The sequence below is a fragment of the Roseovarius marisflavi genome, assembly GCF_900142625.1.
GTDB lineage: Bacteria > Pseudomonadota > Alphaproteobacteria > Rhodobacterales > Rhodobacteraceae > Roseovarius > Roseovarius marisflavi.
The window spans coordinates 173819-187907 of record NZ_FRBN01000005.1 but is presented as its reverse complement, the minus strand read 5'-3'; the positions used below and the strand labels follow the sequence as shown (position 1 = coordinate 187907).

Here is a 14089-nt window from a genome sequence, read left to right as displayed (position 1 = left end):
GCTCCGCCGTCGTTAACCATTCGCTAACCCTGATCGGGCAGGGTTTTGCCATGAGTGATCCACGCGCCTTTTCCGAAATGTCGCTACCGCTTTTTGTGGGCGACGAGGCAATTGAGGCCGCGCCGCTGAGCGCCGGAAAACAGCCCTCCTATATCCGTGACCATCGCCAGCGACTGCGCACGCGGTTCCTGAGCGGCGGGGCACAGGCGCTGCCGGATTACGAGCTGTTGGAGCTGGTGCTTTTCCGGGCCATTCCGCGGCGGGATGTGAAGCCGCTCGCGCATCAGCTTATTGAGACGTTCGGCGATTTCAACGGCGTCCTCTCGGCGGCCCCGGATCAACTTTCGGCCCTGCCCGGCATCGGAGAGGCGGTGATCACCGAACTCAAGGTCGTCGAGGCCGCGGCACATCGTCTGGCACGGGCAAAGGTGTTGCGCCGTCAGGTGATCTCATCCTGGGATGCACTGCTGGATTATTGCCACACCACCATGGCCCATCGCGAAACCGAACAGTTTCGGGTGTTTTTCCTGGACCGCAAGAACATCCTGATTGCCGATGAAGAACAGGCCCAGGGCACGGTCGATCATGTCCCGGTCTATCCGCGCGAGGTTGTGAAGCGCGCGCTTCAACTCAATGCCAGCGCACTTATCCTGGTGCATAATCACCCCTCGGGCGATCCGACACCATCGGAGGCAGATATTACCATGACCCATCAAATCGAGGCCGCGGCGATGACTATGGGCATCACCCTGCATGACCATATCATCATCGGAAAATCCTGCGAAATCAGCTTTCGGTCGGAAGGCCACCTGTGACGCTCATCCCGCCCTTGCGTGCCGGTCTCGCAGCTTAGCGTACCCAGACCTCGACCCGGCGGTTCACCTGTCGCCCCCATGCGGTATCATCACAGGCCATTGGCATCGCTTCGCCAAAGGCATCGATCTCGACCGCGATTCGGTCAAAGTTGGCGGTTTCGGCGGCCCGCTTGACCGCGCGCGCGACGGTCTCGGCGCGGCGCATTGCAATATCCCGGTTCGGCCCTGCGGCCCCATCCCCGTCGCTGAACCCCACGAACACCAGCCGCCGCGCATCGTATAGCCCCAGCTCAAGCGCGCGCGCCAGTTGCTCGACATTCGAGCGCGATTGCGCGTCAAGGCGGACCGACGCCGGTTCAAACCGAAAGGTAGTGGTCAGACGTTTAAGCGAGGACAGCACCCCGACCATGCGCTGTAATTCCTGCAAGCCAACCTCGGGCCCGGCCTGTGCAATCGCATTGGCAAAGCGGTCGCCCTGCGCGTTGATGTCAATCTCTTCGGGGGCCTGATCCACAAAGCCGGCACGACGGATCACCAATTGTGCCGAAGGATCGCGCAGATAGGCCAGAAATTCGCGCGCCAACTTGGGGAAACGCCGCGCCGGGAGATAAAGAAACAGCGGCGCGGTCAACGGGTAATCCTCGGTTTTGACCGCACGGCGGGTCGCCGTCAGGGCAAAGCCACACTCCCCGGTCAGCGCAAGTTCCCAGGCATTGCCCTGTTCGGACCGCGTGGTAAGCCCAAGCGCAAAAGGATCACGCGCGACGGCCTTTGCAAACGCGTCGCCGTTGTCATGGCGGCGCACGCGGCTGTTCTCGGGCAAACCACCCGGCCCGAGCAAGTGATCGACGCTGGCCTGCCCGATGCCGGTACGTTCATCCCACAGGTGCACGTCAATCGGCGCATCCGGGCCACCAAGCAGGTTCCAATTGGCAAGCCGCCCGGCCAGCACCTCGGCCAGTTGCGGCATGGTGATCCCCTGCACCGGGTTACTGGGCGCCACGACCGGGATAAGCGCATCGAGCGCCAGCACCCGCGCACGCCCCGGCGCCGTCAGGTCGCCAAGCCCGGCGACCTTGGCATGGCTTACCTCATCTGTATGCGCCTCGCGCAGGGTCATGGCGATGTCGGCCTCATTGGCCAGAAGATCGGCAAATCCCTCATCGGTATTGGTCAGGTGAAAGGTAAACTCGCCGACAAGCTCGCTGGTTTTGCGGCTGCTCAGGGCATAGCTGATTTCATTTTCGCCCTCGTCGCGCCGGGTCACATCGTAATCGCCACGAATGGCAAAGGCCTCGATCAGCGCGGGCATCAGAACCTTGCCAATCGTCGGCGCGCCCGAGAACACAAGCCGCGCCACGTAATTTTCAAGATTGGGGCAACCAGGGCCCTCACAGGCAACCCCCGATCCATCAACCGTCAGCTCGCCGTAAACCGTGTCGAGGCGATAGAACTCGCCGTCAAAGCCAAGCAGGTTGCCGGAAATTTCGACATCCCCATCATACGAGCGAAGGGTCACATCCTGCGCCGCCACTGGCAACACCATGGCAAATAAAAAAAGTGCGGCGACAATCGCCGCACGCACCATTGTCATAGAATGACCCCCGAATGCTGCGGAATTAGTTTTGCGCAACCTTCAGGTCATTGAACAAATTATTCAACACCAGAAAGTCACCAATCCCATCGCAATCGGGCATCGCAAGCACGATATCCTGAACTTTCAACCCGCTCACAGCATCGGTGGCGATGGTTTGGGCCTCTAGATCGCGGCCACAATTGGCAGCGGTCACTTCGGCCTCGACGCGCAGGCTTATGTCACCGGCGCGCAGCGCCGTTTCGGTCGGAAAGGTATAGACCTCGGCCAAGAGGGCATTATCCAGATCGGGCGCCCCATGACGGGTCAGGAACCCGCCCTCGCCACGCGCGGCGCGCGCCATATCATAGGCGGCATCATCCCAGACGTGCCCGTCATCCCCAAAATCCGCGCCATATTCCAACGCGTGGATTTTCATGCCACTGGCACCGCCCCATTGCACGACAAAGCGGTCGTAATAGGTGAATGTATCGACCGACGCAGTCGCAATCGTGCCCTCACCATTGCCAAAGGAGACAATGAAAACCGCGTTTTCGGCAAGCGCCGGAACGGTCAGGACGCTATGTCCCTTGTCGTCGGTCGCCTCGGTGAACATCATGCCGTTCTGGTGCAGTGTGAATTTCTCATTGATCATGCAAGGCGCATCAAGCGTGACCTCTACCATCGCGGCGGCCAGCGGTTTTGCGGTCATGTTGTACTCGCAGGAAAAGCCCGGCGCGGCCTCTTCCGAGGGAAGATCATCGGCAAGCGGCGTATCCTGAGCCACGGCCAATGTGACCGGTGCCGCAGGCAAAGCCGCAGGTTCTGCCATGGCCACCGGCGGCGTCGGGGCCGCAGAGGTCAGCGTGATTTGTGAAATCTCGATCTTGGGTTCACCGGCATCCACCATGCCCGCCGCGCGAACGTTGACGGGGCCGTTATGGCTTGCCTGCATGAAATAGCCGATGCCAAGCGCACAGGCGAGCGTGCCGCCAGCGGTGATATAACGTCTGTACTTGGACATAACACTCTCCCGTGCCTTTTAAGGGTCAAGAGAGAGGGTATTGGTTAAACAAGGCTGTCTTGTGGCAAAGAAACGGAGTCATTCGGGCGGCGGCGGCGGCTCAGGCCAGCCGCCCGTGACAATGCTTGAACTTCTTGCCGGACCCACAGGGGCAAACCTCGTTCCGGCCCGGATTTCCCCAGGTCGAAGGATCAGATTCGACAAACCCCGACGCGGCGGCTTCGGGGGCCTCGGCGGGCGTTGCATCATGGGCCGGCGCTTCCATCTTTGCGCGCTGCGCCGCCATTTCCTGCATCATGGCCTCTTGTTCGGCCTCTGTCATCGGGCGGATCTGTGCCAGCTTTTGGGTGACATCCTCGCGCAGGCTGTTGAGCATGGTTTCAAATAGCTGGAACGCCTCGTTCTTGTACTCGTTCAGCGGATCGCGCTGTGCATAGCCGCGAAAGCCGACGACGCTGCGCAGATGTTCAAGCGTCAGAAGATGCTCGCGCCATTTGGTGTCGATGGTTTGCAACAAGACCTGTTTTTCGATCATGCGCATGGTTTCGGGACCAAAGGCAGCGGCCTTGGCGGCCATCATCTCATCGGCGGCCTTTTCAAGACGCTCGGTGATTTCCTCGTCATCCACGCCCTCTTCGGCGGCCCAGTCGATGACCGGCAAATCAAGGTTCAGCCGCTCGATCACCGCCTTATAAAGCCCTTCGGTGTTCCATTGGTCGGCATAGGTCTTGGGCGGCATGTAGGTGTCGACCAGATCGTCGATCACCTCGCCGCGCATGTCCTCGATGATCTCGGACAGATCACGCGCCTTCATGATATCAAGACGCTGCTTGAAGACCACCTTGCGCTGTTCGTTCATCACATCGTCGAACTTGAGCAGCTGCTTGCGGATGTCGAAGTTGCGCGCCTCGACCTTGGCCTGCGCGCGTTCAAGCGATTTGTTCACCCAGGGGTGAATGATCGCCTCGCCTTCTTTCATCCCCAGCGTCGAGAGCACTTTTTCCAGACGTTCACTGCCGAAAATGCGCATCAGATCGTCTTCGAGGCTCAGGAAAAAGGCCGACTTGCCCGGATCGCCCTGACGACCGGAGCGACCGCGCAGCTGGTTGTCGATACGGCGGCTTTCATGGCGCTCAGTGGCCAGCACGAAAAGCCCGCCCGCAGCTTTGACAGCCTCTTCATCGGCGGCATGGCTCTCTTCGATCTTTTGACGAATCTCTTCGGGATCGCCTTCGGGATCGGCGGCAATCGCCTCCATGATCTTGAACTCGACATTGCCGCCAAGTTTGATGTCGGTGCCGCGCCCGGCCATGTTGGTGGCAATGGTCACCGCGCCAAGCTTGCCGGCATCGGCGACAATCTGGGCCTCTTTTTCATGCTGACGCGCGTTCAGAACGTTATGCGGAATCTTTGCCTCGGTCAGAAGCTTGCTCAGCAATTCCGACTTTTCAATCGAGGTGGTGCCCACCAGGGTCGGCTGACCCTTTTCATGCGCCTTGCTGATCGTCTCGATGATCGCGTTAAGCTTGTCGGTGGTCGAGCGGTACACCGCATCATCCTTGTCGATCCGTGCAATCGGGCGATTGGTCGGCACTTCGACCACGCCAAGACCGTAGATTTCCAAAAATTCTTCGGCCTCGGTAACGGCGGTGCCGGTCATGCCTGACAGGGTATCATAAAGCCGGAAATAGTTTTGAAAGGTCACCTGTGCGAGGGTCACGTTCTCTGGCTGAATCTGACAGCCTTCCTTGGCTTCGATCGCCTGATGCAGCCCCTCGGACAAACGCCGACCGGCCATCATCCGGCCGGTGAATTCATCAATCAGAACGACGGCGCCATCGCGCACGATGTAATCCTTGTCCTTCTGAAAAAGCTTGTGCGCGCGCAGCCCCTGATTGACGTGATGCACAATCGTGGTGCTTTCAGGATCATAAAGCGAACGCCCCTCTTCAAGAACGCCACGCGTCAGCAAAAGCTGTTCAAGAAATTCGTTGCCCTCTTCGGTGAAGGTGACATTGCGGGTCTTTTCATCAATCGTGAAATGGTCGTCCTGCAATTCCGGGATCAGCGCGTCGACTGTCAGGTAAAGCTCGCTTCGGTCCTCGCTTGGGCCGGAAATGATCAGCGGCGTGCGCGCCTCGTCAATCAGGATGCTGTCCACCTCATCGACCACGGCAAAGTTATGGCCGCGCTGGTTCATCTCTTCGAGTGAGGATTTCATGTTGTCGCGCAGATAATCAAACCCAAGTTCGTTATTGGTGGCATAGGTCACATCGGCGGCGTAGGCGGCCTTTTTCTCGGCCTCGGGCTGTTGCGGATAAACGACGCCGGTGGTCATGCCGAGGGCGGCAAACACCTTGCCCATCCAATCGGCATCGCGACGCGCAAGATAGTCGTTGACGGTAACCACGTGAACGCCCCGCCCCGACAGCGCATTGAGATATGACGGAAAGGTCGCCACAAGCGTTTTGCCTTCGCCGGTCTTCATCTCGGAAATGTTACCTTGATGCAGGAAAATTCCGCCCATCAACTGAACGTCAAACGCCCGCAGACCAAGCGCGCGGCGCGCCGCTTCGCGACAATTGGCAAAGGCCTCTGGCAAAAGCGCGTCCAGCGTTTCGCCTTCGGCAAGCCGCTTGCGAAACTCTTCGGTCTTTTCAATCAGCCCGGCGTCGCTGAGCGCTTCAAATTCGGGTTCAAGCGCGGTGATCTTGTCAACCAGCGGTCGTGTCGCCTTGATCTTGCGGTCATTCGGCGTTCCGAATATCTTTTTGGCGACCGTTGAAATACCCAGCATTTTTTATCCGTTCCGGTGTTTTGACTATCCGTGAAAGGCATTTGCTTGCCCCGCTTCCCCGGCCATCCTACAACGGGCCAAAGAGCGCGGCTTTGCCTTTACCATAAGGCGATGTAAGGGGCCGCCGGAAGAGTGTCAACGTTGCGCACCCGCGCAGCCGCCATTGCAGTATCGACAGAGGAATATCTTTATGTTCGCACGCCTACGCCTTTTGTCCGCCACAGCCCTGATTGCGGGCCTCGCAATCACCACCCCCGCCATCGCACAGGACGCGCCGACGCTGGATACGGTGATGGCCTCGGTTGGCGATAGCGAGATCACTCTTGGGCACATGCTTGCCCTGCGAAATGGTCTGCCTGCGGATTACGATCAGATTCCGCCAGAGGTTCTGTTCAAGGGCGTTCTTGATCAGCTGATCCAGCAGACCCTGCTGATGCGGGCGCATGAGGGCCCGCTGTCCGAGGCCGCGAAATGGCGTCTTGAAAACGAAACCCGCGCCGTGACAGCCGCTGACGTGATCGACCGCGTACTTGAGACCGCGCTGACCGATGAGGCGCTGCAAGCCGCCTATGAAGCCCAGTACACCGGCGGCGACGAGGAAACCGAATATAAGGCTGCTCATATTCTGGTCGAGACCGAAGACGAGGCCAAGGCCCTCGTGACCGAGCTTGACGGCGGCGCGAATTTCGCCGCGCTTGCGCAAGAGCATTCCACCGGCCCCTCGGGCCCCGGTGGTGGCGATCTTGGCTGGTTCAGCGATGGTGTCATGGTGCAGGAGTTCTTTGATGCCGTGGCCAAGCTTGAACCCGGACAGGTGTCGCCGCCTGTACAGACACAATTTGGCTGGCATGTGATCAAGCTTAACGAGACCCGCATCAAGGAACTTCCGTCGCTGGACGAGGTACGCGGCGAGCTCGCTGATGAAATCCGCCAGGAGACGTTCAACAATTACGTCGCCACACTTGAAAGCGGCACCGAAATCATCCGCACAGACATAAGCGCCTATGATCCGGCGCTCATCAACAACACCACTCTTCTGGAGAAATAAGCCATGGGCGCCACCCCGCCGCTTTCCCCGCTTGCACCCGCCGCCTTTCCCGATCTGCCAAGCATTGGCGGGGTCAGCTTTGCCACCACATCGGCCGGCGTGCGCTATAAGGGCCGCACCGATGTGATGCTTGTCACGCTTGCGCCCGGCACGGCGATTGCGGGGGCGTTTACGCGTTCTGCCACGCGCTCGGCGGCGGTGCTTGATTGCCAGGACAAGATTGGTGGCGACCCAAGCAAGGGCGCGGCGATTATCGTGAATTCGGGCAATGCCAATGCCTTTACCGGGCGCCTTGGCACCGAATCGGTCGCGGCCGTGACCGGCGCGGTGGCCGAACGGCTTGGCGTGCCGGTGGCACGGGTGTTTTCATCCTCGACCGGCGTGATTGGCGAGCCGCTGCCGCATCAGCGCATCATCGACAGTATCGACACCCTCAAAGGCGCCCTGAGCCATGATGGCATCGGAGACGCCGCCCGCGCGATCATGACCACAGACACCTTTCCCAAGGGCGCGTCCGAGACGGTGATGATCAACGGTCAGGCGGTGCATATCGCCGGGATCGCCAAGGGCTCTGGCATGATTGCGCCGGATATGGCGACCATGCTTGTCTATATCTTCACAGACGCCGCGATTGATCAGGAAATCCTGCAAAGCACGGTCAGCGCGCTGAACCGGACCACGTTCAATTGTATCACCGTCGATAGCGATACCTCGACCTCTGACACCCTTCTGGTGGCCGCAACCGGCGCCTCGGGCATCCGGGTGACCGAGAATAACATCGGCTTCATGGAAGGGCTGCGCCGTGTCATGCTCGACCTTGCCCATCAGGTCGTGCGCGACGGTGAAGGCGCGACCAAGTTTGTCGAGATTTCCGTGTCCGGCGCCGCCAGCGACGCCGAGGCCCATGTACATGCCAAATCCATCGCCAATTCGCCGCTGATCAAGACCGCGATTGCGGGCGAAGACCCCAATTGGGGCCGGGTCGTGATGGCGGTGGGAAAATCCGGCGCGCGCGCCGATCGTGACACCCTGTCGATAAGGTTTGGCGACATGGTTGTGGCCAAGGATGGCTGGGTCAGCCCCGAATATGACGAGGATCGCGCAGCGGCCTATATGAAGAAGCAGGATATCGAAATTCATGTTGATCTTGGTCTTGGCGGGGGCACCGCCACGGTCTGGACCTGCGATCTGACCCACGGGTATATCGACATCAACGCCGATTACCGGTCGTGATATTGGCCCCGAAAGTGCGCCCATGAAGATCGTTCTTGTCTCTGCCGTCGCTTTGATCGACGTCGATGGCCGCATTTTGCTTGCCCAACGCCCTGCCGGTAAATCCCTGGCGGGGCTGTGGGAATTTCCCGGCGGCAAGGTCGAACCGGGCGAGAGCCCCGAGCACGCCCTGATCCGCGAATTGGAAGAAGAGCTTGGCATCAACACCTGGGCAAGCTGTCTGGCGCCGCTGACCTTTGCCAGCCACTCTTATGACGACTTTCACCTTCTGATGCCGCTCTTTGCCTGCCGTAAGTGGGAGGGCACACCGCAGGGCCGCGAGGGGCAAACCCTGAAATGGGTGCGCGCCAAGGATCTGAAATCCTATCCGATGCCGCCTGCGGATATCCCTCTCATTCCAATTTTGCGCGACTGGCTTTGACGGCAGCCCGGAAAGGCCTGTCAAAGTTGCATTTATTCGCGACATTTGCCCGCCTAAGATGCAAACTTGGACAATCTCAAGATTTCCTTGGAATTTTAGCGAATTTTCAAACAATTTAGTGATGTTTTAAAATTTCAAAGCTATTCTGACTTTTATTGATCTTGGGGGAATAATCATGATTCGCACAATTCAGGTTGGATCTTGTGTATCAATTCAGGGGATTTTCGTTGGCTTGCTGACCAATGGCCTGATCCAGATCCGGGTCGGGGATCGCGTGTATTCTGGTCGCCCTGTCACAAGCGTGGCGTGAAACGGCCACGGGGACCGCAAGGCTAACAGCCTATCAGACAAAAAAAGGGCAGTCTTATCGACTGCCCTTTTGCTTTGGATGACGCCAGGCGATCAGGCCAGCGTGCGTACCACTTCTTCGCGTTCGAAAATCTCGATCACGTCGTTGGGGCGGATATCGTCGTAATTCTCGAACGCCATCCCGCATTCCTGACCCGACTGAACCTCGGGCACTTCGTCTTTGAAGCGCTTGAGGGTCTTCAGCGTGCCTTCGTGGATCACGACGTCGTCGCGCAAGAGGCGCACACCGGCAGAGCGGCGCGCAACGCCTTCGGTGACCAGACAGCCGGCAACCTTGCCAACGCCGGTAACCTTGAAGACCTCTTTGATCTTGGCGTAGCCGATGAACTTTTCGCGGATTTCCGCGCCCAAAAGGCCCGAAGCCGCGGCTTTCACATCATCGACGAGATCGTAAATCACGCTGTAATAGCGGATTTCGACACCCTTTTGGTTGGCGCTATTGCGCGCGGGCGCATTGGCGCGAACGTTAAAGCCAAAGACCGGTGCGCCCGATGCCTCGGCAAGGCCGATATCGGATTCGGTGATCGCACCAACCCCCGAGTGCAGCACCCGCACGCGAACCTCGTCGTTGCCGATCTTTTCCATCGCCTGAACGATCGCCTCGGCAGAGCCCTGAACGTCGGTTTTGACAACAATCGGCATTTCCTTGACGTTCTCATCCTGCTTGGCCTTGGCCAGCAGTTGCTCCAGAGAGGTGCCCGCACCGACAGCGGCGCGTTTCTCTTTGGCAGCACTTTCGCGGTATTCCGCGATTTCGCGTGCCTGCGCCTCGGTGTCGACCACGTTCAAAACGTCGCCCGCTTCGGGCGTGCCATTCAGACCCAGAACCTCGACCGGGGTCGATGGGCCTGCTTCCTTGACACGCTCACCACGGTCGTTGATCAGAGCGCGCACCTTGCCGTATTGCTGGCCGACAACAAAGATGTCGCCAAGACGCAATGTGCCCTTCTTGATCAGAACGGTCGCCACCGGGCCACGGCCCACGTCAAGCTGTGCTTCGATTACGGCGCCCTCGGCGGCCCGGTTCGGGTTCACCTTGAGCTCCAGAAGCTCGGCCTGAAGCGCAATCGCCTCAAGCAACTCGTCAAGGCCCTGACCAGTCACGGCCGAGACTTCGACATCCTGCACGTCGCCGGACATCGCCTCGACGATGACTTCGTGTTGCAGAAGATCCGTGCGTACCTTGTCCGGGTTCGCATCGGGCTTGTCGACCTTGTTGATCGCCACGATCATCGGCACCTGAGCCGCCTTGGCGTGGTTGATCGCCTCGATGGTCTGGGGCATCACGGCATCGTCCGCCGCAACCACCAGAACCACAATATCGGTCACCTGGGCACCGCGCGAGCGCATGCTGGTGAACGCCGCGTGGCCGGGCGTATCGAGGAAGGTCAGCAACGATCCGCTCTCGGTTTTCACCTGGTAGGCGCCGATATGCTGGGTGATGCCGCCGGCCTCGCCTGACACGACCTTGGCGTTGCGGATCGCATCCAGAAGCGAGGTTTTGCCGTGGTCAACGTGACCCATGATGGTGATCACAGGCGCGCGCGGCTCAAGATCCTTGGGATCATCCTCGACATGCGCGATGACATCTTCCACATCTGCATCCGACACACGCACAACACGGTGGCCGAATTCTTCCACGATCAGCTCTGCTGTATCGGCATCAATGGTCTCGTTCTGCGACACCATCATGTCGTTTTGCATAAGCGCCTTGATAACGTCGGCAACGCGCTCGGCCATACGGTTGGCAAGCTCGGACACGACGATCGTTTCCGGCAGTTGTACGTCGCGGACAACCTTTTCACGCTCGACATTGACGCCCATCGCCTTTTGACGCGCGCGCTCTTGCTTGCGCTTCATCGCGGCCATGGATTTCTGGCGACCGCCCTCGCCGCCCGCAAGCGCCTGATTGAGGGTCAGCTTTCCGCCACGACGATTGTCCTCGCCACCGCGGCCTTTGCCACGGCGGGCGGGCTGCTCGCGTTCGGGCTCCTGCTTACGCGGGGGCGGAGCAGATTTGTTTGGCGCCTGACGCACGGCATCGGGCAGGGCGTCGGGCTCTGCCGCAGCGGCGGCGGCCTTGATCGCGGCCTGCTCTGATTCGCGCTTCTTGCGCTCTTCTTCTTCGATCTTGGAGCGGGCTTTTTCCTCGGCTTCACGCTGTTCGCGTTCCTTGGCGTCGGCCTCTTCGCGGCGGCGCATGCGTTCTTCTTCGCTTGCCTTTTCCTTGGCTTCGCGTTCGGCAGCGTCCTGCGACTCGCGCGCCTTGGCGGCGGCAAGTGCCTTCATCCGGCGGTCCATCTCGGCATCCGAGATCCCTGCCGGGCGCCGTGTCGAGCTTGCCGCACCTGACGGCTTGCCAGATCCACCAGCCGCACCCGCTGTTCCCGCGCCCGGCTTGGGCACGACAACGCGCTTGCGTTTGGTTTCCACCACGACGTTCTTGGTCCGGCCATGGCTGAAGCTCTGCTTCACGTTCCCCGGCCGGGAACCAGCGCCACGTACACCCAAAGGTTTCTTTCCGTCGTTGTCGCTCATATTGCTCTACTTTCCTTTCCGGCGCGCTGTCTCGCCGTCCGAGACGCGCAGACCTTTCAGTCTTGCCGCCTCCTCTACAACAGGTTGCAACAAACCTCCAGCACCCAGTGCCGCATGGATTGTGGTTTGTCGCCCAAAGGCCTGGCCCAGCTCATTCGCCGTCAACCACCCTATGAATGAGCCGCCCTGCGGCGTGCTCAGCTTTGATTTTCCCCGTTCAGACCCATCGCTGGCCTGAATAAGAACGCGGGCTTCTTCCTTGCCCAGCATGATCTTGACCTTCTCATAGCCCGACACGGCGCGGCCGCCTTTTCGGGCAAGGCTGATCAGGTTGATCACCCGCTTTGCCAAAAGCGCCTCAACAAGATCGGCAAGGTCTTCGGGCACCTGAACCGGCTGTTTGGCGGCACGGGCGAAAAGCCCTTTTGCCGCCGCCTTATCAATGGCCGCGCGATCCGCAGAGACCCAGATACCACGTCCCGGCAGCTTTTCCATCAGGTCGGGGCCAATCTGACCCTCTGGCCCAACGGCAAAGCGGATCAGCCCATACTTGGGCTGAACCTCGCCTGTGACGATGCACTTGCGTTCTGGACCATCGGTCCGGTCTTTGGGTTGCCCTGCGCGCCCCATGTGTGCCCCCGAGGCCTGAAAAATCAGGCCTCGACCTCCTCGTCATCGCCGTCGGCATCATCCACCTCGGGCTCGAGTTCGTCGGGGTCAACCCAGCCCAACATGATCCGGGCGGTCATTACCATATTCTGCGCCTCTTCCAGTGAGACGTCAAATTTCTCCAGAACGCCTTCGTCTTTGACGCGCTCGCCATTGACCGTGGTCCAGCCGCCGGCCAGTTCCCAATCGGCGCAGGTTGCGAAATCTTCCAGCGATTTCACGTCATCCTCTGCCAGTGCCTGCACCATTTGGGGTGTCAGACCGTCAAATTCAATAAGGCTGTCCTCAACACCAAGCTCGCGGGCTTTTTCAAGCGCGGCCTTGGCCTGACCTTCGATCACGTCGCGGGCACGGGCCTGCAATTCGCTGGCGGTGTCTGCGTCGACGCCATCAATGACCAAAAGCTCGTCAAGATCGACATAGGCGACCTCTTCAAGGTTGGTAAAGCCCTCGGAGACCAGAAGCTGGGCAAAGAATTCGTCGAGATCGAGGTTTTCCATGAACAGGCCGGTGCGCTCTTCGAATTCTTTCTGACGGCGCTCGCTGTCCTGGGCCTCGGTCATGATGTCGATATCAAGCCCGGTCAACTGGCTTGCCAGACGCACGTTCTGGCCACGACGGCCGATCGCCAGCGAAAGCTGTTCTTCGGGCACGACAACCTCGATGCGCTGCGCATCCTCGTCGATCACCACCTTGCTGACCTCTGCGGGCTGCAGCGCGTTCACAAGGAAGGTCGCCTGATCCTCATTCCACGGAATGATGTCGATCTTTTCGCCCTGAAGCTCGTTCACGACGGCCTGTACGCGGCTGCCGCGCATACCGACGCAGGCGCCGACCGGATCAATCGAACCGTCATAGGAAATCACGGCGATCTTGGCGCGGCTGCCGGGATCGCGGGCAACGGCCTTGATCTCGATGATGCCGTCATAGATTTCCGGCACTTCCATCTTGAACAGTTCGGCCATGAACTGCGGATCGGTGCGGCTCAGGAAAATCTGCGGCCCGCGCTGTTCGCGGCGCACATCCTTGATGTAGCAACGGATACGGTCGTTGGGGCGATAGGCCTCGCGCCCGATCTTTTCGTTGCGACGCAGGATCGCCTCGCCACGGCCCACATCGACGATGACATTGCCGTATTCTTCGCGCTTGACCTGACCATTGATGATCGTGCCGATACGGTCCTTGAATTCCTCGTACTGGCGATCACGCTCGGCTTCGCGCACCTTTTGCAGGATCACCTGCTTGGCGCTCTGCGCGGCGATGCGGCCCATTTCAACCGGCGGAACCTCTTCGACAAAGGTATCGCCGACCGATGGGTTGTCCATGTACTGCTTGGCCTGCTCGACGGTCATTTCCGCCTGATAGTTCTCAACCGCGTCATCCTCGACCACGGTGCGCACGCGGGTAAAGGTCGCGCGACCGGTCTTGCGGTCGATCGCGACGCGAATGTCCATCTCGCTGCCGTAACGGCTCTTGGCGGCGCGCGACAGGGATTCTTCCATCGCTTCGACCACCAGTTCGGGATCAATCATCTTTTCGCGGGCCACGGCCTCGGCTGTTTGCAACAGCTCAAGCTGGTTGGCAGAGGTGATTGCCATGATC

General features: G+C 59.7%; 10 protein-coding genes. 4 read left to right on the top strand and 6 right to left on the bottom strand.

The genetic code is table 11. From position 1 onward, the window contains the following. The first annotated feature begins 50 nt into the window (after positions 1-50). The gene (radC, locus tag BUB78_RS07280) at positions 51-815 is read left to right on the top strand and encodes a RadC family protein (protein ID WP_139279274.1); all 765 of its coding nucleotides are present in this window, start codon (positions 51-53) and stop codon (positions 813-815) included. 34 nt (positions 816-849) lie between these two features. Here radC and BUB78_RS07275 read toward each other — a convergent pair whose 3' ends face one another. The 3 genes from BUB78_RS07275 to secA all read right to left on the bottom strand — a co-directional run bounded on the left by BUB78_RS07275 (position 850) and on the right by secA (position 6209). Next, on the bottom strand, positions 850-2409 hold the full coding sequence (locus tag BUB78_RS07275; RefSeq protein ID WP_073196581.1) for a substrate-binding domain-containing protein: 1560 nt from the start codon (positions 2407-2409) through the stop codon (positions 850-852). Between the two features lie 25 nt (positions 2410-2434). After that, a complete protein-coding gene (locus BUB78_RS07270) occupies positions 2435-3412 on the bottom strand; it encodes a hypothetical protein (protein ID WP_073196579.1) in 978 nt (325 codons plus the stop codon). A 100-nt stretch (positions 3413-3512) separates the two neighbouring features. Continuing rightward, complete coding sequence (secA, locus tag BUB78_RS07265) at positions 3513-6209, bottom strand: preprotein translocase subunit SecA (protein WP_073196577.1); 2697 nt, start codon at positions 6207-6209, stop codon at positions 3513-3515. A gap of 190 nt (positions 6210-6399) precedes the next feature. Between secA and BUB78_RS07260 the strand changes: the two genes are divergently transcribed. The 3 genes from BUB78_RS07260 to mutT are packed head-to-tail and all read left to right on the top strand — an operon-like array spanning position 6400 to position 8911. Beyond that, a complete protein-coding gene (locus BUB78_RS07260) occupies positions 6400-7257 on the top strand; it encodes a peptidylprolyl isomerase (protein WP_073196575.1) in 858 nt (285 codons plus the stop codon). Between the two features lie 3 nt (positions 7258-7260). Continuing rightward, on the top strand, positions 7261-8490 hold the full coding sequence (gene argJ / locus BUB78_RS07255; protein ID WP_073196573.1) for a bifunctional glutamate N-acetyltransferase/amino-acid acetyltransferase ArgJ: 1230 nt from the start codon (positions 7261-7263) through the stop codon (positions 8488-8490). Between the two features lie 22 nt (positions 8491-8512). Further along, positions 8513-8911 (top strand): 8-oxo-dGTP diphosphatase MutT, encoded by a 399-nt coding sequence (gene mutT / locus BUB78_RS07250; RefSeq protein ID WP_073196571.1) that lies wholly within the window; start codon positions 8513-8515, stop codon positions 8909-8911. Positions 8912-9313: 402 nt separating this feature from the next. On the opposite strand, the gene infB is transcribed toward mutT, so the two are convergent. The 3 genes from infB to nusA are packed head-to-tail and all read right to left on the bottom strand — an operon-like array spanning position 9314 to position 14085. Then, positions 9314-11818, bottom strand: coding sequence for a translation initiation factor IF-2 (gene infB, locus BUB78_RS07245; RefSeq protein WP_073196569.1), 2505 nt, complete (start codon positions 11816-11818; stop codon positions 9314-9316). Positions 11819-11824: 6 nt separating this feature from the next. Beyond that, entirely contained in the window at positions 11825-12448 is a 624-nt protein-coding gene (locus BUB78_RS07240; RefSeq protein WP_073196566.1) for an RNA-binding protein, read from the bottom strand. 23 nt (positions 12449-12471) lie between these two features. Then, on the bottom strand, positions 12472-14085 hold the full coding sequence (gene nusA, locus BUB78_RS07235) for a transcription termination factor NusA (RefSeq protein WP_073196564.1): 1614 nt from the start codon (positions 14083-14085) through the stop codon (positions 12472-12474). Positions 14086-14089 lie beyond the last annotated feature (4 nt).

Excerpts from the sequence above, each read along its gene's own strand:
- BUB78_RS07275 (WP_073196581.1), bottom strand. The coding sequence starts at position 2,409 with ATGACAATGGTGCGTGCGGCGATTGTCGCCGCACTTTTTTTATTTGCC.
- secA (WP_073196577.1), bottom strand. The coding sequence starts at position 6,209 with ATGCTGGGTATTTCAACGGTCGCCAAAAAGATATTCGGAACGCCGAAT.
- radC (WP_139279274.1), top strand. The coding sequence starts at position 51 with ATGAGTGATCCACGCGCCTTTTCCGAAATGTCGCTACCGCTTTTTGTG.
- argJ (WP_073196573.1), top strand. The coding sequence starts at position 7,261 with ATGGGCGCCACCCCGCCGCTTTCCCCGCTTGCACCCGCCGCCTTTCCC.
- nusA (WP_073196564.1), bottom strand. The coding sequence starts at position 14,085 with ATGGCAATCACCTCTGCCAACCAGCTTGAGCTGTTGCAAACAGCCGAG.
- BUB78_RS07270 (WP_073196579.1), bottom strand. The coding sequence starts at position 3,412 with ATGTCCAAGTACAGACGTTATATCACCGCTGGCGGCACGCTCGCCTGT.
- infB (WP_073196569.1), bottom strand. The coding sequence starts at position 11,818 with ATGAGCGACAACGACGGAAAGAAACCTTTGGGTGTACGTGGCGCTGGT.
- BUB78_RS07240 (WP_073196566.1), bottom strand. The coding sequence starts at position 12,448 with ATGGGGCGCGCAGGGCAACCCAAAGACCGGACCGATGGTCCAGAACGC.
- BUB78_RS07260 (WP_073196575.1), top strand. The coding sequence starts at position 6,400 with ATGTTCGCACGCCTACGCCTTTTGTCCGCCACAGCCCTGATTGCGGGC.
- mutT (WP_073196571.1), top strand. The coding sequence starts at position 8,513 with ATGAAGATCGTTCTTGTCTCTGCCGTCGCTTTGATCGACGTCGATGGC.